The sequence below is a fragment of the Microvirga roseola genome (genome assembly GCF_020866965.1).
Taxonomy (GTDB): Bacteria; Pseudomonadota; Alphaproteobacteria; order Rhizobiales; family Beijerinckiaceae; genus Microvirga; species Microvirga roseola.
Genome location: NZ_JAJATX010000037.1, coordinates 1 through 22,032, shown reverse-complemented (window position 1 = coordinate 22,032; position 22,032 = coordinate 1). Strand labels below are relative to the sequence as shown.

Here is a 22,032-nt window from a genome sequence, read left to right as displayed (position 1 = left end):
CCCCCCCCCGCGACCGAAACCCGATTGCGGCCTTCCAGCTTTGCCCGGTAGAGAGCCCGGTCCGCCATGGCGATCAGCTCGTCTGCAAGTTTTTCGGATGAAAAGATCCCCGGTGTCAGGGTCGCGCTGCCGACGCTGATCGTCAGGATACCGGACGGCGCATTCGCATCGTGGCGCAGCGCCAAGGCTTCGATCTGGCGGCGGACGGTTTCGGCGGCCTCCGCTGCTTCCGCCTCGTCCGTATCCGCCAGAAGAACAGCGAATTCCTCGCCGCCATAGCGGGCGACGAGGGTGCTGGGGCCCTCCATGGTTTTGGAGAGGGAATCCGCAACCTTCCTGAGACACTCGTCTCCCGCCTGGTGGCCATAGATATCGTTGTAGCACTTGAACCTGTCGACATCGACGAGGAGCAGCGAGAGGGGTGAGCCCCTGCGGGAGGATCTGACCCACTCGATCGCGAGCTGCCTGTCGAAGGTTCTGCGATTGGCGAGGCTGGTCAGGCTGTCCGTGCCTGCGAGAATGGCGAGTTCTCCCTCTGCGATCTCGCGCCTTCGTAACTCCCCGGCAAGACTCCAGCCCAGGCCGCCGATGGTGACGACAAGCAGAACCACGACGACTGTCCGGAGGAGGAAGGCCTGCGTCCAATGCGCCAGGGCCTCCTCGCGTCCTACCGACGCGAGAACCCCGATGGGAAAGATGTGGTTGCGCTGATAGCCGCCCAGGCGCACGGTCCCGTCGATAGGCGACCGATATTCATAGGAGCCGGAGGTCGTGCCGTTCGTGAACCAGGGCTCGTAGGCGCTGTTGCTCCCGATGGCGCGATCAGAATAGGGGTAGCGCGAAAGCAGCGTTCCATTCAGGTGGAAGAGGGCGATCGTGCCCTGCGTCCCGACATCGAAACGGCCGAAGAAGTTCGCGAAATAGCGAGGCGGAATGCTGGCCTGGACCACGCCGCCGAAGCTTCCATCCGGATTGCTGATGCGACGCGAAAGCGTCAGGACCCATTCGCTCCCAAGCGGGTCGGGGATCAGCGGGCCAAAAAACCAGCCTTCGCTGCGCGATGCCCTGTGATGCTCGAAAAACGCGATGTTCCGGCCGCTCACGCGGCCCCGATGGCCGGGGAGGGAACTGCTCAGCAGAAGGCCGTCTTCGTCGAAAATCGAGATCGCTTTGATGCGCTGCAGCGACTGCACCCGCTCGGCCAGCAGGGCGTCCATCCTTTCGACAGCCCGAGGCGACGTGCCGCCCTTTTCGACCCGGTCCACGATGTCGACCAGCAGGGCGTCCGCCACCTCGAATGTGTCTTCCACATGCTGGGCCAGCGATTTGGCGAGGTTCAGCGTCTTGGATTGGATGTTTGCGAATTCCTGCTCCCGCTCGCTCCAGTCACGCCATCCTTCGAGCCCGAGGATGACGAGGCATACCACGACTACGAAGGCCTTGAGCCCCCGGGCCGAGGATGTCGGTCTGATGCGAGCGAATGCAGTCATGATGGGGCATCATAACTGCCGAAGCTAGCCTGAAGCTAGCTTGAGGCCTAGAATGCCAGCGACGATCAGGCCGATGCAGGCCAGCCGCAGGGCCGTGGCCGGCTCTCCCAGGAGGTAGATGCCGAGAAGCGCCGTACCGACCGTTCCAATCCCGGTCCAGACCGCGTAGCCCGTGCCGACAGGCAGAGTCTTGAGGGCGAGGCCGAGGAGCAGGACGCTGACCACCATGCTGATGAGGGTCAGGGCGGACGGGACGGGGCGCGTAAAGCCGTCGGTGTATTTCAGGCCAATGGCCCAGCCGATTTCGAACAGGCCGGCGAGAACGAGGTAAGTCCATGCCATGACAGGACCTTTGTCATTGGCAGGGTCGTCCCTACCGGGAGTGTCGGGCAAGAGCGAGGCCGTCCTCGCGCCGGGCGATTATAGGAAGCCACATCGTCTTCTCAAGAGCGGCCTGCCTTGGCAGCGCCGCGTCTCAGTTCTCCGACGGGGCGGAACTCCGCCCGGAGGAATTCAGCGCGGCCTGAGGATCGAAGGGAGCGTAGATCTGGTGCTTCCATTCATCGCCGCAGTTGATGCAGATCGAGCGCACCATGTGGTTGCTCCTCTCCAGGCGCTTGAGAAGCTTCTGCTGGCGCGCCAGCGCCTCGTTCTGCTCGGCCTCGTAGCCCGAGGGACGCACGGTGAACTTCATCGCCTTCTGATCGGGGGCGGCCTGGGCGAGGGCCGGACCGGCAAGGAGGGCGAAACTGGCGGCGAGGAGGAGGCGATTCATCGTTGTCCTTCGGGCTTCGGTGACGCCCGACAGGACTCCAGACACAGTGTTTCGTCAAGCCCCCGAGGCAGGCTTGAGACTTTTGGAAGCGGCAGGTCCAAGCCTGCCGCTCCTGCAGGATAGTCAGAACCGCACGCTCAGGCTGCCGCGCAGCGTGTGCTCCTGGTCGCGGCGACCGATGGCTCCGTCGTACATGACGCCCAGCGTCACGTTCTCGCTCATCTGCCAGTTCACCCCTGCCTCCAATACGAGGCTGTCGCGGTCGATGGGCGCGCCCACCACCAGGAAGGGCGTCGGGAAGTTGTCCACCGTGAACCGCGTTTCCGGCGCGAGATCACCGAAGGCATGCCGCCACCCGAGCATGCCCTTGAAGGTGAGCATGCCGGCCTCCGTCGGCATGGTCGCGACGAGCCGTGCGCCGAGGGTCGAATAGGTGGTGTCGAAGGAGGCCACCTCGCCGCGCGCATGGAACGGCGAAGCGTTCTCGATCACATCGTGACTGCTCACATGCACATGTGCCAGCCCGATGAAGGGCTCGAGCGTGACATTCTGCGAGATCAGGAACGTGTAGCCGAGTTCGCCGAAGACCTGCACGGAATCGGCCGAGTTGCTCGATTCCCCTCCCTGGAACCTCCCGGCGACGAAGCCGCGGTCAAGGTCGATCTCGTGATGGGCATAGTCCACGCCGCCGCGCAGCGTCAGCGCACCGAGGGCCGCTGAGCCGTAGGCGCCGAGATGGAAACTCTCCACAGAGCCGGAGGCGAGCGCCGCGTCGATATCGAACGCCGTCGAGAGATAGCTCGCCGCGATGCCAACACGGTAAGGAGTGCCGAGACCTGCATCCACGCCGACGACGATGCCCCCCGTCCTGCGGTCGATGGCGGCCGAGGTCGGGGTCGCTTCCGTGTGCCCGATGGACCCGAGCACCTTCCCCAAACGCCCCAGCCGGTTCCTTGCTGCGCCGCGGGAGCGGCAACAGGCGTGGACGGCGCCTGCCGCGCCGGCGCATCGGCCGCATAGGAGACCGGCACGGAATCGATGGCGACGAAGGAAGGCACGGCTCCCATGGAATCGGATGCCGAGCAGCGCAGCCGGCAGAGAATGGCGGCCCGGAACAGGTTCTCATGGTGCTGGATCGTCACGGGCGACGAGGTTTCCGGCTGAAGGGGCGGGGCAGGTCTGGGATCTGCGCCAGAATCCTGATCGGGGCCGGGCGTCGGAGGCGCGCCCGGAAAAGCCGGGAGCAACTCGAGATAGACGTTGTTGTTGTCCTTCGTCAGGATCGGTTGGAAGAAGATGAGGTCATCGACATTGGCGAACTGGCCCGTCACGCCCTGCCGGGCGGTCAGGATGGTCCAGCGGCCGGGCGAGTAGGTCGCTCTTCCGGCGTGAACTTCCCCCGTGCCGCCGCGGATCGTCGCTCTGCCATCCGCCACGATCCGGTCGCTCTGGAAGCGGTTGTTGAGATCGACGCGGTAGGTCGTGCCTGCGGCAATCGTGACGTCGCCGTTGACCCGAAGGGTGCCGATGTCGCCCACATCCGCACGGCTGCGCGGACCGTTCATTCCCGGCGTAAGAATGCTCCCGGGGAGCGCATCGATGCTGCCGAGCGTGCCGGTGCCCCCGAGGGTCGCGCCGCTATGAACGGTCATGGCAGAGCCGCCCATGCTTCCCCTGACCAGGAGAGCGCCCTCGCGCACGGTCCAGGGCATGGCATTGTTGTTGTCGTTCACCGTCGTCCATGTGGAGGAGCCGACTTTCTCGAACTGCTCGAACGAGCGGTACTTGGCAGTGGCGCCGACCTCGCGGACATCGAAAGTCGCGTCCGTGGCGCCACCGAGCCTGAACGTGTCGGCGCCGGAGCCTGCATCCACGAAGCCGGTGATGTTGGAACTCGCTCCGATCAGGAGCGAGTCCGCCCCGCCGCCGAGATCGACGGCGGCTCCCCCCGTCACGTCCGTGCGGATGAGGCCGTGATTCTCGATGTCTTCCGATCCATGTCGCCCGCGGACAACTGCCTCGTCGCGGCTGATGATCCTGCCGTTCTCCCGGTTGAGAACGGCATTGTCCTGCCCTGCTTTACTGATGATGTAGAGGCCTTCGCCGTCATCGCCGACGCCTTGCACCGTTCCCTGATTGTCCACTCGGTTGCCGCTGCCTTCGACCTTGATGCCGCGCCCTTCGCGGCCGGAAGTCGTGACCGTGCCTTCATTCGTGATCGCGCTGCGATTCCCGATCAGCCGGATGCCGTCCGCGGTGAATCCGCTCGTCGTGATCGTGCCCCGGTTGGTGATCGTCGTGTTCACGGTCGGATCAGTTGCGGTCGTTTCTCCTCCGTCTGAACGAATGCCTTCGCTTCCTGCGCCAGTCGTGCGGATTCCGCCCGTACTGACGAGGGTGTTGTTGTTGCCCTCCGCGATCATGCCTCGGGCCGAGGAGCCCGATGTCTGGATACTGCCGCCGTTGCGCAGGGTGTTGCCGTTGCCGCGCGCCATCATGGCCTCGGAAGATGTGCCCTGGGTCGAGACAGAGCCCGTATTGATCAGCATGTTCCTGTTGCCGGTCGCCTCCAGTCCGTCGACGACGTCCTGCGCCGTCGAGACCGTGCCGTGATTGGTGAGCGCGCTGTTGTCGCCGCCCGCATAAAGGGCGTTGTAGGCCCCATCGCCATTGCCGCCGGTGACAGTGATGGTTGCCCCGTTCGAGACCGTGACCGAGCTGTTGCCCCTCACTCGGATGGCGGCAGCGCTGGTCTCCATCGTCGTTCCCGGTCCGACCTCGACGGTGGCTTCCGTGCCGACGGGAGCGTGATAGGGCGAAGTGGTCGTTCCGGAACATGTAACCCGGGTCTGGCCGCCGACCACGCTCGACACGCAGTCCGCACGCGCCGCCTCGATGGAGAGCGCGGAGATCGTGAGCGCGATCGTCAGGAGCCCCGATGCCGAGGAAAGGTGGAGCGAGAGGAGGCCGGATCGGGGCGCTGCTCCGAGGAGGCTGGAAGGATCGAATGCCTGGTGTGGGATCATGGCTCTGCCCGATTGATACTGAATATCTTTCGAGCTAGGCGGGGCTTGTGGGGTGAATACTCTTCGTTTGGAGAGGAAAAGTGTCGTAGCGGAGGAATATTTTTTCTGGGCGGACCTTGATTGTTTCTGGGCAGGCGATAGCGGCGGCTCGCAGGCCGGCTTCTTGAAACATGAGGATACAGCGGCACATTCACCTCAGCTCAGCTAAGGGCATGAGGCATGGATAGTGCGGTCGCGGGAATGCCGAAACGGCTTCTCATCATGGTGGCAGCCCTGATGAGCCTTGCCGGCGTTGTCCTTGCGCAGCAGCAACCCGCGGGCATGCCTCGTGAGGCTATTCTCCTGGATGTGGACGGGGCCATCGGCCCGGCGACGACCGAGTATGTCGCCCGCGGCATCGAGACCGCGGCGGAGCGTGATGCGGCCCTGATCATCCTGCGCCTGGACACACCGGGCGGGCTTGCAACCTCCATGCGCGACATCAACCGCGAGATCCTTGCATCGCCCGTTCCCGTGATCACCTACGTGGCTCCCAGCGGCGCCCGGGCGGCGAGCGCGGGAACCTACATCGTCTATGCCAGCCATCTCGCCGCCATGGCGCCCGGCACCAATATCGGCGCGGCGACGCCGGTGCAGATCGGCGGCGGCGGCTCGCCCGTCGGAGGAGACCAGGAGGAGGAGCAGCAGGAACCGGCCGACGCCTCCGCGCGCAAGGCCACCAACGATGCCGTTGCCTCCATCAGGGCTCTTGCCGAGATCCACGGGCGCAATCCGGACTGGGCGGAGAGAGCCGTGCGGGAGGCGGCCAGCCTCCCCGACGCGGCGGCGCTGGAGACAGGGGTAGTGGAGATCGTGGCCCGGGACATTCCCGACCTGCTCGCGCAGGCCCATGGCCGGGAGGTGCGCCTGCGGGGAGATGCCGTGCGTCTCGACACGCGAGGGCTGGAGATCGTTGCCGTCGAGCCCAACTGGCGCACGCGGCTTCTGGCGATCATCACCAATCCCAACGTGGCCTACATCCTGCTCCTCGTCGGCATCTACGGGATCGTTCTCGAATTCCTCAGCCCTGGCACCATCTTCTCCGGCGTGATCGGGGCCATCGCGCTCCTTGTTGGGCTCTTTGCACTCAACCTGCTGCCGACCAACTTCGCCGGGCTGGGGCTGATCGTTCTCGGGATCGGGCTGATCGTGGCGGAGGCCTTCACGCCCTCCTTCGGCATCTTCGGAATCGGAGGCGCGGTCGCGCTCGCGACTGGCTCGATGCTTCTGTTCGACACGGAGGTTCCGGAGTTCAGCATATCGCTGCCCGTGATCCTGACGGCGACCGGGGCGAGCGTGGCCCTCCTTCTGGTCGCAGCGGCCGCTGCCGTGCGAGCGCATCGGCGTCGGGTCGTAACGGGCGAGAGCACCATCGTCGGCAGCGCCGGCGAGGTCATGGACTGGTCCGGAAGCGAAGGGTGGGTGCTGGTGCATGGCGAACGGTGGCATGCCCGCGCCGCGGCTCCGCTCGTTCGGGGCCAGCCTGTCCACGTAGTCAATCGTAAGGGGCTGACGCTCGTGGTCGAGCCCGCACCGGACGCGATGTTGCCTGAGTAAGGAGAATGCGAATGCCCTTTATCGACGCCGATATTCTCTCCTATATCGTCATCGCCGCCCTTCTGCTCTTCATTCTAGGGTCGACCATCAAGGTCATGACCGAGTACGAGCGCGCTGTGGTGTTCACGCTTGGCCGCTATTCCGGCGTCAAGGGGCCCGGCCTCATCATCATCATCCCCTTCGTGCAGCAGATCAGGCGGGTGGATCTGCGCACCATCGTCCTCGACGTGCCGAGCCAGGACGTCATCTCCCGCGACAACGTCTCCGTGCGCGTGAACGCCGTGCTCTATTTCCGGGTCGTCGATCCCGACAAGGCGGTGATCCAGGTCGAGGATTTCATGGCGGCGACGAGCCAGTTGGCCCAGACGACGCTGCGCTCGGTTCTCGGCAAGCACGAACTGGACGAGATGCTGGCCGAGCGCGACAAGCTCAACAGCGATATCCAGGCGATACTCGACACCCAGACCGATGCCTGGGGGATCAAGGTCGCGAATGTGGAGATCAAGCACGTCGATATCGACGAGAGCATGGTGAGGGCCATCGCCCGGCAGGCGGAGGCCGAGCGCAACCGCCGCGCCCGCATCATCAGCGCCGAGGGCGAGCAGCAGGCAGCCGAAAAGCTTCTTGAGGCGGCGACGATCCTGGGGCGCACGCCCGAGGCCATGCAGCTGCGCTACCTCTCGACGCTCCATGACATCGCGGGCGAACGCAGCTCGACCATCGTCTTCCCGATGCCGGTGGATCTCCTGAGCGGCCTTGCGAAAGTGGCGGCCGCCTTGCCCAATAGCGAAAAGAAAAGCCCCGCCTGAGCGGGGCTTTTATTAGATCTGCCGGACGGCGCCCTTGGCGGCGCTCGTCGTCAGCATGGCATAGGCCTTGAGGGCGGCCGACACCTTGCGCTTGCGCGGGGCTGCGGGCTGCCAGCCCTTGGATTCCTGCTCGGCGCGGCGCCGGCCGAGTTCCGCCTCGTCCACGGCGAGGTGGATGCGGCGGTTCGGGATGTCGATCTCGATCCGGTCTCCATCCTGCACGAGGCCGATGATGCCGCCCTCGGCCGCTTCCGGAGAAATGTGGCCGATGGAGAGGCCCGAGGTTCCGCCTGAGAAGCGCCCGTCCGTGATCAGCGCGCAGGCCTTTCCGAGGCCCTTCGATTTCAGGTAGCTCGTGGGATAGAGCATCTCCTGCATGCCGGGGCCGCCGCGCGGGCCCTCGTAGCGGATGATGACAACGTCGCCCGCCCCCACCTTGCCGTTGAGAATGCCGTGGACGGCGTCGTCCTGGCTCTCGAAGATGCGGGCGGGACCGGAGAACACCAGGATGCTCTCGTCGACGCCCGCGGTCTTCACGATGCAGCCGTCGAGCGCCAGGTTGCCGAAGAGAACGGCGAGGCCGCCGTCCTTCGAGAAGGCATGCTCCGCATCGCGGATGACGCCTGCCTGCCGGTCGAGATCGACGCTGTCATAGCGGCTTTCCTGGCTGAACGCCGTCTGTGTCGGCACGCCGCCGGGCGCGGCGCGGTAGAAATCATGCACCGCATGGGAGTTCGTGCGCCGCACGTCCCAGCGGTCGAGGGCCGCTTTCATGCTCTCGGCATGCACGGTCGGCAGCGAGGTGTCGAGAAGGCCCGCGCGGTCCAGCTCTCCCAAGATCGCCATGATGCCGCCGGCGCGGTGCACGTCTTCCATATGCACGTTGGACACGGCAGGCGCGACCTTGCAGAGCACCGGGACGCGGCGCGACAGGCGGTCGATATCGGCCATGGTGAAGGGCACCTCGGCCTCGTGGGCGGCCGCGAGCAGGTGCAGCACCGTGTTGCTCGACCCGCCCATGGCGATATCCAGCGTCATCGCGTTCTCGAAGGCGGCAAAAGAGGCGATGGAGCGGGGCAGAACGCTCGCATCGTCCTGCTCGTAGTAGCGGCGGGCGAGGTCGACGATCAGGTGCCCGGCCTCCACGAAGAGGCGGCGGCGGTCGGCATGGGTTGCCAGCGTCGAACCGTTGCCGGGCAGCGACAGGCCGAGCGCCTCGGTGAGGCAGTTCATGGAGTTGGCCGTGAACATGCCCGAGCACGAGCCGCAGGTCGGACAGGCGGAGCGCTCGATGACCTTGATGTCCTCCTCCGCGACGTTCTCGTCGGCGGCGGCGACCATGGCGTCCACCAAGTCGAGCTTCTTGGTCACGCCCTTGAGCACGGCCTTGCCCGCCTCCATGGGCCCGCCGGAGACGAAGACCACCGGGATGTTGAGGCGCATGGCGGCCATCAGCATGCCGGGGGTGATCTTGTCGCAGTTCGAGATGCAGACCATCGCGTCCGCGCAATGGGCGTTGACCATGTACTCCACGGAATCCGCGATCAGCTCCCGCGAGGGCAGGGAGTAGAGCATGCCGTCATGGCCCATGGCGATGCCGTCATCCACCGCGATGGTGTTGAATTCCTTGGCGACGCCGCCCGCCTTCTCGATCTCCCGCGCCACGAGCTGGCCGAGGTCCTTGAGGTGGACGTGGCCCGGCACGAACTGGGTGAAGGAGTTCACCACGGCGATGATCGGCTTGCCGAAGTCGGAATCCTTCATGCCCGTGGCCCGCCAGAGGCCGCGGGCGCCCGCCATGTTGCGGCCGTGGGTGGTGGTGCGAGAACGATAGGCTGGCATGCTTTTCCTCGAAGATTTTGAGCCTAGTTCGACTGAAATTGCGCAACTTGCAAGGAAAATTGCCATTCCTTCTCGTCGCGGCTGCTCTGTCGCAAGGTTATTGCTCGCAGGCCGACCGTTCTTCGGGGCCGACGGCCAAGCTGAAACGGCCGAGCCTCGAGGTGCGTTGTCTCCGCATTCGGGAAGGAAAGCAGGCAGGAAGAGCTATGGTCACGCAATCCGACTGGGACGCCCCCGCCCATCTGCAGTTCGAGCCCATGAGCACGGAGGAGGTCGGCCAGGGCACTCCGAGCGAGATCGTGGAGTTCCCCTCCCTCCGCGAGGCCGTTCACTGGTCCATGAACAACGAGGCGCCCGCCGGCATGCACGCGGTCATCCGCACCGCCTCGGGAGCGACCATCGGGCCGACGGAGCTCGAGGAGCTCTGGGCGAGCCTGCAGGGACCATGAGAGGTCAGGTCCAGCCGAGGCTCAGGGCTCCCACGGCGAGGTAGCGGCTCGTCTTGGCAATGGCGACGAGCAGGATGAAGACGGGCAGGGGCTCCCGCAGCACGCCCGCCACGATGGTGAGGGGATCGCCGATCACCGGCGTCCAGCTCAGGAGCAGGGTCCAGCGCCCATAGCGATGGTACCAGGCTTCAGCCTTCGCCATCTTCTCGCGCTTCACCGGAAACCAGGGGCGGTCCTCGAACTCGGCGAAGAAGCGCCCGAGGACCCAGTTCACGATGGATCCGAGCGTGTTGGCGATGCTCGCCACCGCAATCAGAAGCCAGCCATTGTACTGCTCCGTCAGCATCAGCCCGAAAAGCACCGCTTCGGACTGGAACGGGAAGATCGTGGCCGAGAGAAAGGAGGCAGCGAAGAGGGCGCTGTATCCGGTGAGAAAGGACATGGGGTCTTTTGAGGTCGGCTTCCGGGGATCGGAGGCAGCTCTAGCGTATGGCTTGCGTCCCTGCGATGACAATCCCAGCGCGCAGATAGGCGAAGGCGGCAAGAAAGACCGCCGTCATCAGGAGCACGATGGTGGGCGCAGGCGCGCTGTCCAGGAAGAAGCTGAGATAGACGCCGGCCAGTGATGTGGCGACGGCGACGAGCACGGCGACGATCAGCATCGCGCCGAAGCGCCTCGTCAGGAGGAAGGCGGTCGCGCCGGGGATGATGAGCATGGCAATGGTGAGAATGATGCCGGTCGCCGTCAGCGCCCCCACGATGGTGAGCGAGAGCAGCGATAGGAAGCCGTAATGGAGAAGCCGTACGGGCAAACCGACCGCTCGGGCCTGCTGCGGATCGAAGACGTGGAGGAGAAGGTCCCGCCACTTCACCAGGATCACCGCCAGCACCACGGCGGCGATGGTCCCGCTCTGGAGGACATCCGGGAGCCCGACGCCCAGCAGGTCGCCGAACAGGATGTGGTCGAGATGCACTTCCGTCTGGATGCTGGTGTAGAGGACGATGCCCAAGCCAAACATGCCGGAGAAAACGATGCCCATGATCGTATCCTCCTTGATGCGGCTGTTCTCCTTCAGGTAGCCGGTCGCAAGCGCGCAGAACATGCCCGACACGAAAGCCCCGATGGCGAGCGGCAGGCCGGCGAGATAGGCCAGCACCACGCCGGGAAGCACCGCGTGGGAGATCGCATCTCCCATGAGCGACCAGCCCTTCAGCACCAGGAAGCAGGAGAGAAGCGCCGTCGGCACCGCGATCATCGGGGCGATGAGGAAGGCGTCCCGCATGAAGGGGAACACGAAGGGGAGGGCGAGGGTATCGAGGAGACCCATCATGGAGCGACCTCCGCCGCGCCCTTGATGCGCCGCTTTGCGCTGATCAGCCCGTGCTTGGGAGCCAGGATGAAGGCCGTCAGAAAGACGAGCGTCTGGAGCACGATGATGATGCCGCCGGTCGCCCCGTCGAGAAAATAGCTGAGATAGGCTCCGACAAGGCTCGAGAGCGCGCCGATCGTCACGCTGATCACGATCAGCCGGGAGAACTTGTCGGTCAGGAGATAGGCCGTCGCGCCCGGCGTCACCACCATGGCGATGACGAGGAAGGCGCCCACCGTCTGGAGCGCGGCCACCGTGCAGGCGCTGAGCAGGGTGAAGAACAGGACCTTGAGCGCCGTCGGGTTGAGGCCCACCGAGCGGGCATGGCTCTCGTCGAAGAAGGTGACGAGCAGATCCTTCCATTTCAGGAGCAGGATGGCGAGCGACACGCCCGCGATGATGACGAGCTGGAGGGTGTCTTCCGGCGTGATGGCGAGAATGTTCCCGAGCACGATGGTCTGGATGTTCACGGAGGTTGGCGAGAGGGACACCATGAAGAGACCGAGGCCGAAGAAGGAGGTGAAGATCAGCCCGATGATGGCGTCCTCCTTCAGCTTCGTGCGCTGGTTCAGAAACAGCATCGCGACCGCCGCCAGCCCGCCGGACAGAAAGGCGCCGAACGAGAACGGCAGGCCGAGCATGTAGGCCCCCGCCACGCCGGGTACGATGGAATGCGAGAGAGCATCCCCGATGAGCGACCACCCCTTCAGCATGAGATAAGCCGAGAGGAAGGCGCAGACCGCGCCGACAAGGGTGCTCACCCACAGGGCATTGACCATGTATTCGTAGGCGAAGGGCTGGAGGAGCAGCGCCGTCATGGGCGTTCGTCTCCCGCGGGAGGCGTGTCGTCCTGATAGACGACGAAAGGCCGTTCGTCGTCGGAGATCACGCCGACCGCATGCGAGCCGGTGCGCAGCCGCTCGTCGAACACGAAATGCCTGAGAACGCCGCCGAAGGCCCTCTCCAGGTTGGTCTGCGTGAAGACCCTGCCCGTTTCGCCTGAGGCGATGACGGTCCGGTTCAGGAGGACCGCCCGGTCGCAGAACTCGGGCACGCTGCCGAGATTGTGCGTCGAGACCAGAATGACCCGGTTCTCGTCGCGCAGGGCCTTCAGGAGCGTGATGATGGATTCCTCGGTCGTCACGTCGACGCCGGTGAAAGGCTCGTCGAGAAGGATCACCTGCGCGTCCTGCGCCAGCGCCCGCGCAAGGAAGACGCGCTTCTTCTGCCCGCCGGACAGCTCACCGATCTGGCGCTTGCGGAACTCGGCCATGCCGACCCGGTCGAGCGCCGTCGCCACAGCTTCGCGGTCGGCGCGGCGCGGGATGCGCAGCATGTTCATGTGGCCGTAGCGGCCCATCATCACCACGTCCTCGACGAGGACGGGAAAGTTCCAGTCCACGTCCTCGCTCTGGGGCACATAGGCGACCAGATTGCTCTTGAGCGCCTTGGGCACGGAATGGCCGAGGATCGCGATGGAGCCAGCCTGCACCGGCACGAAACCCATGATCGCCTTGAACAGGGTCGACTTGCCGCTGCCGTTCATGCCGACCAGCGCCGTGATGGTGCCGGTCGGGATCTCGAAGCTCACATCACGCAGGGCGATGTTGCCATTGCGATAGGCGACCGTCGCGCCGCTCACCGCGATGCCCGGAATCGAGGTTGCGGAAACTTGCAGCGGCGCTTGGCTGTAGGCGTTCATTCCGCGAGCCCTTCGGCAATGGTCTGAGAGGTCACGCGCAGGAGATCGAGATAGGTCGGCACGGGGCCCGACGCATCGCTCAGGGAATCGACATAGAGCACGCCGCCGTATTTGGCACCCGTCTCGCGGGCGACCTGCTTGGCCGGATCGGGCGAAACCGTGCTTTCCGAGAAGACGGCAGGGATCTTGTTGTCGCGGACTGCATCGATCACCTTGCGCACCTGCCGGGGCGTGCCCTGCTGGTCGGCATTGATCGGCCAGAGGTAAAGCTCCTTCAGCCCGAAATCGCGGGCGAGATAGCTGAACGCGCCCTCGCTCGTCACGAGCCAGCGCCGCTCCTCGGGAATGGCGGAGAGGGTAGAGCGGATGGGGGCGACAGTCGCCTGGATCTTCGCCTTGTAGGCTTCCGCATTTGCCCGGTACGTCTCGGCGTTCTCAGGATCGTGCTTCACGAGGGCGTCGCGGATATTGTCGACATAGGTGAGCGCAGCGCTCGGCGACATCCAGGCATGGGGGTTGGGCTTGCCCGTATAGGGACCTTCGGCGATGCCGAGCGGCTCCACGCCCTCAGAGACCACGGCGCTCGGCACGTCCCGCAGGTTGCGGAGGAACTTTTCGAACCAGAGCTCCAGGTTGAGGCCGTTCCACAGGATCAGGTCGGCGCCCTGCGCCCGCAGGAGGTCGCCCGGCGTCGGCTGATAGTTGTGGATCTCCGCTCCGGGCTTGGTAACCGACTCCACCACGGCGGCGTCGCCAGCCACGTTCTGAGCCATGTCGGCGATGATCGTGAAGGTCGTCACAACCTTGAACTTGTCCTCTGCAGCCTGAACGGACGAGCCGATCGCGAGAAATGCGCAGAGAGCAACCAGCAGGGAAGCGAGCTTCATCATCTAACCTCAAGCAGGTTTTCGGTCCCGCAGTTCCGCTCCGGGTGGCAAGTCCGACCGGTTTTCGGAGTAGGGGCAGTTTGCAATGCCCTCACTTAACTGCAGTTGCAAATCATTTGCAAGAGCTAAAATTGCAATGCTGCCGCCGTCTCACATGGAAAGGCGCAGTGCGCCCTCTCCGGAGCGGAGAACAGGACGGGGAGGCAGACGCTAAAGCATCGGCAAAAAGTGGATTTGCACTTTTGGGATCCCATCCGATGCTTTCTCTTGGGATGAGAGTATCGTTCGGGCGCAAAACCGGGTCCACCTTTCGCTGACGCGGACCTCCGGTTCCGCACGATGCTCTAGGGAGTATCCAGGACGAAATCGTAGCGGCCGACCAACAGCGGTTCTTCTCTTTGAGAGGCACGGACCTGCCGGATATTCAGGAGAAGGGCGGGGTTGAAGATCCTGTCCCCCGCATTGCGCTGTTCGTTCGGGAAATAGAGCTGAGTGGTCAGCGGCGTCTGCTGGCCGGGAGCCAGGACCTTGACGTGAATGTGAGGCGTCCGTCCCGGATACCGGGCGGGCACGACGATTTCGAACCAGTACCGGCCGCGGGCATCCGTAAGTGCATAGCCGCGAAGATCATACCCGGTGTTGTCGTATGCGCCGCTCGCATCCGCCTGCCACAGATCGACTACGGCTCCGGGGATCGGGCGGCAGTCGCGGGTGAGGACGAAACCGGTGAGCACGATCCTCTCGCCGGCCGGGCGGGTGGAAGCCAGATCGTGCCTCTGCGGAGGATTGGGTTTGTAGTAGGGGCCCTCCGTCTGCGGCGGCGTGGGGCGGGCTGCGGGAGCGCAGAGAGGCTCGGTAGGCAGAGGTACGGGCTGGGCGGCAACCCCCTGAACTGAGATGGCTGACGCAAGCGCAGCCAGACAGACCCATGCAACGGCAGGCCTGCGTTCCAAGGCTGGGCGGCTCATGAGCCCCTCCATCGTTACCGTTCGCACAGAGCCATGATACACCCCGGGCGGATTGGTCTCAACGATCCGGATGGCGCCGTTTTCTGAGCCGGCAGAACGCTTGCGCCGCCCCTCCGCGTTCATTACGAACGGCCTCTTCCTCGGGTAATTCCATTGCTGGCTGCCCGAGCGGATTTCAGCAGGAAAGCGTCTCTTGGATCAGTTCGATGTGGTGGTGATCGGGGCCGGGGCGGCCGGGATGATGTGCGCGGCCGAGGCCGGCAAGCGCGGGCGCACTGTGCTGGTCGTCGACCATGCGGCCAAGCCCGGCGAGAAGATCCGCATTTCCGGGGGAGGGCGGTGCAACTTCACCAATCTCCACGCTTCGCCGGCGAACTTCATCTCGCAGAACCCGAGCTTCTGCATCTCGGCCCTGCGCCGCTACACGCAGCGCGACTTCATCGCCCTCGTCGAGCGCTACGGCATCGCCTATCACGAGAAGACCCTGGGCCAGCTCTTCTGCGACGGCTCGTCCAGGCAGATCGTCGATCTGCTCCTGAACGAGATGAAGCAGGCCGGGATCGCGCTTCGTCTCGAGACGTCGGTCGAGCGGGTCGAGAAGACCTCGGAAGGTTTCGCCTTGCAGCTCTCGCAGGGCGATGTGCGATGCTGCTCGCTCGTGGTGGCGAGCGGCGGCAAGTCGATCCCGAAAATGGGAGCGACCGGCTTCGGCTATGATCTTGCGCAGCAATTCGGCCTGAGGATCGTCGAGACGCGCCCGGCCCTCGTGCCGCTCACCCTGGAGCCGACCATGCTGGAGAGACTCGCGCCTCTCGCGGGCGTTGCGGTCGAGGCGGTGGCAAGCTGCGGCAAGACCTCCTTCGCCGAGGCGATGCTTTTCACTCACAGAGGTCTGAGCGGTCCGGCGATCCTGCAGATCTCCTCCTATTGGCGGGAGGGCGGCGAGATTGTCCTGTCCCTGCTGCCGGGGGTGAACCTGTTCGAGGAGCTGCGCAAGGCGAAGGCGCAGAACGGCAGGCAGGCGCTGCAGACGGCGCTCTCGGCATATCTGCCCAAGCGCCTCGCGCAGCTCGTGGCGGAGACCGAGAAGGGCCCCGCCAATCTCGCGGACTTTTCCGACAAGAGCCTTCGCCGCATCGACGAGGCCGTGAACCGCTGGCGCTTCAAACCCGCGGGCTCGGAGGGCTACCGCACGGCGGAGGTGACGCTGGGCGGGGTCGACACGCAGGACCTCGACTCCCGGACCATGGAGGCCAAGGCGGTGCCGGGCCTCTATTTCATCGGCGAGGTGGTGGACGTCACCGGCTGGCTTGGCGGCTACAATTTCCAATGGGCTTGGTCCTCCGGCTGGTGCGCCGGGCAGTCGGCCTGACGACGAGGACGGGCTGCTGACCTAGAGTTCTTGAGCCTTGTCTGCGCGTGTGCGCTGGAGCACAGGGCGTTCCCTAAAGGCCGAAATGCAACTTCAAGTTCATTGCGGGACGGAGTTTTTGTATCGATATAGTGTTTGATAAAACGATCCGCCAAGGACATTTCCAACAACTAAGGCCTTAAGGTGCATCAATGATCAAATCCTTATCGGTACTGTCCCTCGTTGCGGCGGCGGCCCTCTGTGCCGCCTCGGCGGCCAGCGCTCTCGAACAGGAGAATGGCCGCAACATGAACGGCCGAAACATAAACGGCCGCAATCTCAATGGGCTGTCCTTCAACGGATCCGCGCGTCAGGATTCTGTTGCCGGTCACGGCGCACAGGCCACAACCGTCATCCTGAAGGATGGCGCGCGCATTACCCTGAAGTAACCGCAGCTGGGGTCCCGGCCAGCTCCCCGGCAGGGACCCCCTTTCGACCTCCCATGCATCCTCAGCTTCTTTCCATCGCCGGCGTGCTTCTGCCGCTTGTCTGGTCCATGCCGGTACAGGCCCTGGACGGGCGCCTGGAGGCCGAGCGGGGCGAGTTCCGGCTGCGGCTCGACGACGGGCGGGTGCTCGAGCGCCAGGACCTTGCCGGAATGCGCGTGCTCCTGCGCAGCGGGGCGCGGGAAATCCAGGTCCTGATCGATGCGGTCGAGGAGGAGAAAGCGTCCCCCGGCGGCCCGCTGGTGCTCTACCGGCTTCTGATCGAGGACCCGAATACGGGATCATCGCAGGACGCATGCCTCCCCGATGCGCGGGGACGCCGGCTGGGTCTCCCGCTCCGGAAGGGATCGGGCATCGACTTCACCTGCACCAGCGGCGCGGAAGCAAAATGCATCCTCATCGGCTACCGGCCCTGGGAAGAGGGCGGCGATATCCCGATGCGGGATCTCCACGCCGCCTGTATCCACATGGTGCGGGCGGATCACGGCGGCGACGACCGCCCTTCGACCCGGGACGGCACTGTCATCGACGTTTATGACCGCTTCGGCATTCAGAAGCCGGAAACCCTCGATCCGATGCCGTTCGAGGCGGCCTGGGGTGTCAACGGCGCGCTGTGCGTCGCCCATCCGCGGATTGCGCAGAACACCACGCTCGCCATGCTGGAGAAGCGCTATCCCCGCCTCGCAGGACGCCTCGGGCCCGAGGCCTGTATCGAGGACGAAATGCGCGACGATCCGCGGGCGCTCCTCTTCAACCGCTCCGTGCTTTCCGTCCCCTGACGCCTTTGCGGCGCTGGACCCTCGGGTTCTCTTTCCGGGAACGCAGGCTGGACACCGGAGGATGCGAATCTAGTTCAGCACTGCCGGCCGCACGCCCGCGGCCCCATTCCACCGCAATACCGGAGCGATCCCATGCAGCAGCGTCGACTTGGAAACCTGACCGTGTCTGCCCTCGGCCTCGGCTGCATGGGCATGTCGGACTTCTGTGGCGGGCGCGACGAGGACGAGGCCACCGCCACGATCCACCGCGCCATCGAGCTCGGCGTGATCTTTCTCGACACGGCCGATATGTCACGGCCGATATGTACGGCGTCGGGCGCAACGAGGAACTGGTCGGCCGCGCCATCCGCGACCGCCGCGATCAGGTCGTGCTCGCCACCAAGTTCGGCAATATGCGCGCACCCGATGGGGCGTTCCTCGGCATCAATGGCAAGCCGGATTATGTCCGCCAAGCCTGCGAGGCGAGCCTGAAGCGGCTCAATGTCGAGGTGATCGACCTTTACTACCAGCACCGCGTCGATCCCGAGACGCCCATGGAGGATACGGTCGGCGCGATGGCCGATCTCGTGCGGGAGGGCAAGGTGCGCTATCTCGGTCTCTCCGAGGCGGGGCCACAGACGATCCGCCAGGCCCATGCGGTTCATCCCATCACCGCCCTGCAGGCCGAGTATTCGCTCTGGAGCCGCGAGCCGGAGGACGGGATCCTCACCACCGTGCGCGAGCTCGGCATCGGCTTCGTGCCCTATTCGCCGCTCGGGCGCGGATTCCTGACGGGACAGATCAAGAGCATCGACGATCTCGATCCGGCCGACTACCGCCGGAACTCGCCGCGGTTCCAGGGCGAGAACTTCCAGAAGAACCTGGACCTCGTGCGGGAGATCGAATCCATGGCGCAGGAGAAGGGCTGCGCGCCCGCCCAGCTGGCGCTCGCCTGGGTCATGGCGCAGGGCGACGACATCGTGCCCATCCCCGGCACCAAGCGCCGCCGCTATCTGGAGCAGAACGTGCAGGCCCTCGACGTCCGGCTGACGCCGGAGGATCTGGAGCGGATCGACCGCATCATCCCGCCCGGAGCCGCCGCCGGCACGCGCTATCCTGCGCAGAACATGGCGGCTCTCGGACGGTAGGTCTCAGGCCCGTTTCCGGGCGGGAGCCTCCACGGGAGCTTCCGCCCGTTTTGCGCTGCGGTTGTGGAGCTGGCGAAACGCGGTTAGTTCCTGCTCAAGGCTTTCATAGAGCGGGCCGAATTTCGGGCCGTGCTCCTTCATGATCTCGCCGAGCGCCTCCACGGCCCGCACCAAACGCTCTTCGGTGACTGGCTCTTTGCTGTGTTCGGACCGTGCGCTCATCGTGGTACTCCTTACTACTTGAGCGGCGATACTGGTCCGGAGAGTCTTGCAGGCAGGTTAAGGGCGGGCATCAGGCCGCGGTCGAGCCGGAGAACGGCCGGAGCGCGCCCGCCTCGTCGATGCGGCGGACGAGTTCGTCCACTTCCTCGAAGGTCTGGTAGAGGCCGAAGCCGAGACGCAGGCGATGGCCCCTGACATCGGCGACCACGCGCAGCTTCTTCAATTCATCATAGATCCTCGGGGCATCCGGCGTCTCGAAGGTCAGGAAGTTTCCGCGCCGCGCCTCGTCCGGCGGAACCAGCAGCTTCGCTCCTTCGAAAAGAGGGCGCTCTGCGATGCTCTTGAGGAAGCATTGCTGCAGCGCCTGCGCATGGGCGTGAACGATGGGGGCGCTGATTCCCTCGCCGGCCAGCCAGCGCATCACCGCATTGAAGCGGTAGAGGCCCGAAGGGTCGAAAGTCGCGCCCATGAAGCGCCAGCCGTCCTCGCTGTAGCCGACCTTTCCGCTCTGCGCGTTCGACAGGTTGCCGAAGGCTGCGTACCAGCCTGTATCCTTCGGACGCGGGCCGAAGCCCGGCGGGCAGTGCATGAAGCAGGCGCCTTCGCCCGCCATGGCGTATTTGTAGCCGCCTGCCATATAAAACGCGCGGTCGGCGATCGTGCTCAGGTCGGTCGGCCGCGCCATGAAGCCGTGATAGCCGTCGATCACGACCATCGCCGTCTCGCCGCCGGCTTCGGCCAGCCTGCGCACATCCGCAGCAAAGCCCGAATTGAAGAAGACCTGGCTCACGAAGACAAGGTCGTGCCCCTCGCGCGCGGCGGTGAGGAAACGGTCCTCGAAGGTGGAGAAGGGCTCGACCGGAATGCGGGTGACAAGGACGGCCTGCTCCTCCTCGAGGCGTGCGATCTGCCGGCCGAAGGAGTGGAACTCCCCATCGGATGAGAGGATGCGCACGGGCCTGCCTGCCGGGAAGCACGAGAGGATGCGCTTGAGGAACTCGTGCGTGTTCGGGGCGACCGCGATGGTCGACGGATCGGGCAGGTTCAGGTGTCTCGCCACATGGGTGCGGAACTCCTCGAAGACCGGCCCCAGCATGTGCTCCCACTTGTCGTCCATGAGACGGGCCGCATCGTCCCAGGCCTGGACATGCGCCTCGCGCGTCACATTGGGCCAGGGGTGATGGCTGTGGGCCGCGAAATGCAGGCGGTCGGGCTCGGAGTTGAGAAAGCGGGAGAAATGCGAACGCAGATCGAGCATGTGATGTCTCCCGCGCGTCAAAGCTTGGTCCGGACGGACCAGAGCTCCGGGAAGAAGTAACGTTCGAGCGCTTTGCGCAAGTAGCCGACACCCGCGCTGCCGCCGGTGCCGCTGCGCATGCCGATGATGCGCTCCACGGTTTTCATGTGCCGGAAACGCCATTGCTGGAATGCATCCTCCAGGTCGACCAGCTCTTCGGCGAGTTCGTAGACGTCGAAATGCTCGTCCGAATGCCGATAGATCTCCTCCCACGCCGCCTCGACGCCGGGATGGGCCGCATAGGGCTGCGTGAAGTCGCGTTCGAGCACCTCCGCCGGGATGGCGTATCCCCGACGCGCCAGCAGGCGCAGGGCCTCGTCATAGAGGCTTGGTGCGCGATAGGCCTCTTCGAGGAGCTGCGCAATATCCTTGCGATGCCGGTGGGGAGCGATCTTGGCCTCATCCTTTGCGCCGAGACGGAACTCCACGAGGCGGTACTGCCAGGATTGGAAGCCCGAGGAGCGGCCGAGGGAGGGCCTGAATCGCAGATAGTCGGAGGGCGTCATCGTGGAGAGCACCGTCCAGGCCTGGATCAGCTGTTCCTGGATCCGGTTGATGCGGGCGGCGCACTTGAAGGCCGGCTGCAGCTCGTCCGCGCGGATATGGTTGAGAGCGGTCTCGAGTTCCCGGTTGAGAAGCTTGAGCCACAGCTCCATCACCTGATGGATGGTGATGAACAGGAGTTCGTCATGCTCTCCCGAGAGGGGGACTTGCGCGGCAAGGAGGGTGTCGAGCTGGAGGTAGTCCCCGTAGCTCATTCCCTCCGAGAAATCGGTGTGAATCCCATCCGTTCCTGCTGACATGCCTTCCTCCCGTTCTGTTATCGTTGGCAGGAAGCTACCCTCCCGTCAGGGCAAAAGCCAAGGGGCGACCTCAGGCAAATCCGTGTCGTTCCAACGGAATTGGCAATTCCGCTCTCAGCCGTTAGGTTGCGGCTCACCGATTTTATCGTTCCAGAGAGTTTCCCGAATGGCCGACACACCGCCCGACCGCCTGTCCTCGAACCCGAACAGTCCCTTCTACGATGAGGCCCTGCTCGCGCGCGGCATCGGCGTGCGCTTCAATGGCGCCGAGAAGACCAATGTGGACGAGTACTGTGTCAGCGAAGGCTGGGTCCGTCTGGTCGCGGGCAACACGAAGGACCGCTTCGGCAACCCGATGACGGTCAAGCTCAAAGGCAAGGTGGAGCCATATTTCCAATCAGGGGAGTAGCTTAGGTCCCGATCCGGCGGGCTCGCCCCGAATGCAGGAAGCCCGCCCGATTCGCATCGGGCGGGCTTTTCTCCGGATGAGCCGTTTCCGGATCGGCGGGATCTCGGGCTCCCGCCTTCCATCCTATTGCAAGCGCATCAACGCATGGCGTTGATCTGGACCTGCTGCTCGTTCTCGAGCTCCCGGAATGTGTTCCGGTTGCTGTTGTCGTAGGCTGGCATGGCGCGGATCTGATCCTCGGTGATGCCCTGGATGACGAGGCGGTCGCCCCGCATGGCCACCTGGTCCATCGGGATCAGGACATTGCGCTCTCCGATTCCGAGGAACCCGCCTGCGCCGATGACGAGGTACTGCCGGCCGTCTTGACCCAGGACGACGCGCTCGACGTCGCCGAGCTCATTACCGCGGGCGTTGTAGAGATCCATGTCGTTGATCTCCGAGACCGCGATGGCTCCCGCGCCCGGAAGCGCGCCGGTGGCTTCCATCTGCTGTTCGGAGATCGCAGCCTGGCGCTGGCCCTGCTGAATCTGCCTGGCCTGCTGCTGCTGGATGCGGACGTTGGGCTCACCCTGCTGCTCAAAGCGGACGTTCGGCTGCCCCTCGGCCTGGTTGATCACCACCCGT

At 64.8% G+C, this 22,032-nt stretch carries 22 protein-coding genes and 1 pseudogene; 8 read left to right on the top strand and 15 right to left on the bottom strand.

The features are described from left to right. The 4 genes from LG661_RS17505 to LG661_RS17490 all read right to left on the bottom strand — a co-directional run. Window positions 1-1,490 (bottom strand): sensor domain-containing diguanylate cyclase (locus LG661_RS17505; protein ID WP_230533167.1); only part of this gene is annotated, 1,490 nt, incomplete at its 3' end. Between the two features lie 24 nt (window positions 1,491-1,514). Further along, complete coding sequence (sugE, locus tag LG661_RS17500) at window positions 1,515-1,832, bottom strand: quaternary ammonium compound efflux SMR transporter SugE (protein WP_230533166.1); 318 nt, start codon at window positions 1,830-1,832, stop codon at window positions 1,515-1,517. 133 nt (window positions 1,833-1,965) lie between these two features. After that, a complete protein-coding gene (locus LG661_RS17495) occupies window positions 1,966-2,265 on the bottom strand; it encodes a hypothetical protein (protein WP_230533165.1) in 300 nt (99 codons plus the stop codon). 123 nt (window positions 2,266-2,388) lie between these two features. Continuing rightward, window positions 2,389-3,192 carry an autotransporter outer membrane beta-barrel domain-containing protein gene (locus tag LG661_RS17490; protein WP_230533164.1) on the bottom strand — a complete coding sequence of 268 codons (804 nt, stop codon included), beginning with the start codon at window positions 3,190-3,192 and terminating at the stop codon, window positions 2,389-2,391. 2,339 nt (window positions 3,193-5,531) lie between these two features. Here LG661_RS17490 and LG661_RS17485 point away from each other — a divergent pair. Continuing rightward, complete coding sequence (locus LG661_RS17485; protein ID WP_407666738.1) at window positions 5,532-6,887, top strand: NfeD family protein; 1,356 nt, start codon at window positions 5,532-5,534, stop codon at window positions 6,885-6,887. Window positions 6,888-6,898: 11 nt separating this feature from the next. Further along, window positions 6,899-7,696, top strand: a complete 798-nt coding sequence (locus tag LG661_RS17480) for a slipin family protein (RefSeq protein WP_230533162.1) — start codon at window positions 6,899-6,901, stop codon at window positions 7,694-7,696. Between the two features lie 12 nt (window positions 7,697-7,708). Here LG661_RS17480 and ilvD read toward each other — a convergent pair whose 3' ends face one another. Continuing rightward, window positions 7,709-9,538, bottom strand: coding sequence for a dihydroxy-acid dehydratase (ilvD, locus tag LG661_RS17475; RefSeq protein ID WP_230533161.1), 1,830 nt, complete (start codon window positions 9,536-9,538; stop codon window positions 7,709-7,711). Window positions 9,539-9,744: 206 nt separating this feature from the next. Here ilvD and LG661_RS17470 point away from each other — a divergent pair, with 206 nt between their 5' ends. Further along, window positions 9,745-9,987 carry a hypothetical protein gene (locus LG661_RS17470; RefSeq protein ID WP_230533160.1) on the top strand — a complete coding sequence of 81 codons (243 nt, stop codon included), beginning with the start codon at window positions 9,745-9,747 and terminating at the stop codon, window positions 9,985-9,987. 4 nt (window positions 9,988-9,991) lie between these two features. Here the strand turns inward: LG661_RS17470 and LG661_RS17465 are convergent, their stop codons facing one another. The 6 genes from LG661_RS17465 to LG661_RS17440 form a co-directional block, all read right to left on the bottom strand. Next, on the bottom strand, window positions 9,992-10,429 hold the full coding sequence (locus tag LG661_RS17465; RefSeq protein WP_230533159.1) for a YqaA family protein: 438 nt from the start codon (window positions 10,427-10,429) through the stop codon (window positions 9,992-9,994). 40 nt (window positions 10,430-10,469) lie between these two features. Further along, window positions 10,470-11,318, bottom strand: a complete 849-nt coding sequence (locus LG661_RS17460) for a metal ABC transporter permease (protein ID WP_407666737.1) — start codon at window positions 11,316-11,318, stop codon at window positions 10,470-10,472. Beyond that, complete coding sequence (locus LG661_RS17455) at window positions 11,315-12,175, bottom strand: metal ABC transporter permease (RefSeq protein ID WP_230533158.1); 861 nt, start codon at window positions 12,173-12,175, stop codon at window positions 11,315-11,317. Before LG661_RS17455 ends, LG661_RS17460 begins: the two co-directional genes overlap by 4 nt. Beyond that, entirely contained in the window at window positions 12,172-13,059 is an 888-nt protein-coding gene (locus tag LG661_RS17450) for a manganese/iron ABC transporter ATP-binding protein (protein ID WP_230533157.1), read from the bottom strand. Before LG661_RS17450 ends, LG661_RS17455 begins: the two co-directional genes overlap by 4 nt. Beyond that, the gene (locus LG661_RS17445) at window positions 13,056-13,946 is read right to left on the bottom strand and encodes a metal ABC transporter substrate-binding protein (RefSeq protein ID WP_230533156.1); all 891 of its coding nucleotides are present in this window, start codon (window positions 13,944-13,946) and stop codon (window positions 13,056-13,058) included. Before LG661_RS17445 ends, LG661_RS17450 begins: the two co-directional genes overlap by 4 nt. A 344-nt stretch (window positions 13,947-14,290) precedes the next feature. Beyond that, window positions 14,291-14,914, bottom strand: a complete 624-nt coding sequence (locus tag LG661_RS17440) for a dioxygenase family protein (protein ID WP_230533155.1) — start codon at window positions 14,912-14,914, stop codon at window positions 14,291-14,293. A gap of 193 nt (window positions 14,915-15,107) precedes the next feature. Between LG661_RS17440 and LG661_RS17435 the strand changes: the two genes are divergently transcribed. The 4 genes and pseudogenes from LG661_RS17435 to LG661_RS17420 all read left to right on the top strand — a co-directional run bounded on the left by LG661_RS17435 (window position 15,108) and on the right by LG661_RS17420 (window position 18,677). After that, entirely contained in the window at window positions 15,108-16,286 is a 1,179-nt protein-coding gene (locus LG661_RS17435; protein ID WP_230533154.1) for a BaiN/RdsA family NAD(P)/FAD-dependent oxidoreductase, read from the top strand. 191 nt (window positions 16,287-16,477) lie between these two features. Further along, window positions 16,478-16,714 carry a hypothetical protein gene (locus tag LG661_RS17430; RefSeq protein ID WP_230533153.1) on the top strand — a complete coding sequence of 79 codons (237 nt, stop codon included), beginning with the start codon at window positions 16,478-16,480 and terminating at the stop codon, window positions 16,712-16,714. 53 nt (window positions 16,715-16,767) lie between these two features. Next, window positions 16,768-17,550 (top strand): ADYC domain-containing protein, encoded by a 783-nt coding sequence (locus LG661_RS17425; protein WP_230533152.1) that lies wholly within the window; start codon window positions 16,768-16,770, stop codon window positions 17,548-17,550. 132 nt (window positions 17,551-17,682) lie between these two features. Then, window positions 17,683-18,677: pseudogene (locus tag LG661_RS17420) on the top strand (aldo/keto reductase). Between the two features lie 3 nt (window positions 18,678-18,680). Here LG661_RS17420 and LG661_RS17415 read toward each other — a convergent pair. The 3 genes from LG661_RS17415 to kynA all read right to left on the bottom strand — a co-directional run bounded on the left by LG661_RS17415 (window position 18,681) and on the right by kynA (window position 20,999). Then, on the bottom strand, window positions 18,681-18,899 hold the full coding sequence (locus LG661_RS17415) for a hypothetical protein (protein WP_230533151.1): 219 nt from the start codon (window positions 18,897-18,899) through the stop codon (window positions 18,681-18,683). 70 nt (window positions 18,900-18,969) lie between these two features. After that, window positions 18,970-20,157, bottom strand: coding sequence for an aminotransferase class V-fold PLP-dependent enzyme (locus LG661_RS17410; protein ID WP_230533150.1), 1,188 nt, complete (start codon window positions 20,155-20,157; stop codon window positions 18,970-18,972). A 17-nt stretch (window positions 20,158-20,174) separates the two neighbouring features. Next, window positions 20,175-20,999, bottom strand: a complete 825-nt coding sequence (gene kynA, locus LG661_RS17405) for a tryptophan 2,3-dioxygenase (protein WP_230533149.1) — start codon at window positions 20,997-20,999, stop codon at window positions 20,175-20,177. Window positions 21,000-21,165: 166 nt separating this feature from the next. On the opposite strand from kynA, the gene LG661_RS17400 reads away from it, so the two are divergent. Then, window positions 21,166-21,408, top strand: a complete 243-nt coding sequence (locus LG661_RS17400) for a DUF3297 family protein (protein ID WP_230533148.1) — start codon at window positions 21,166-21,168, stop codon at window positions 21,406-21,408. 137 nt (window positions 21,409-21,545) lie between these two features. Here LG661_RS17400 and LG661_RS17395 read toward each other — a convergent pair. Next, on the bottom strand, window positions 21,546-22,032 hold a 487-nt coding region (locus tag LG661_RS17395; RefSeq protein ID WP_230533147.1), incomplete at its 5' end, for a PRC-barrel domain-containing protein.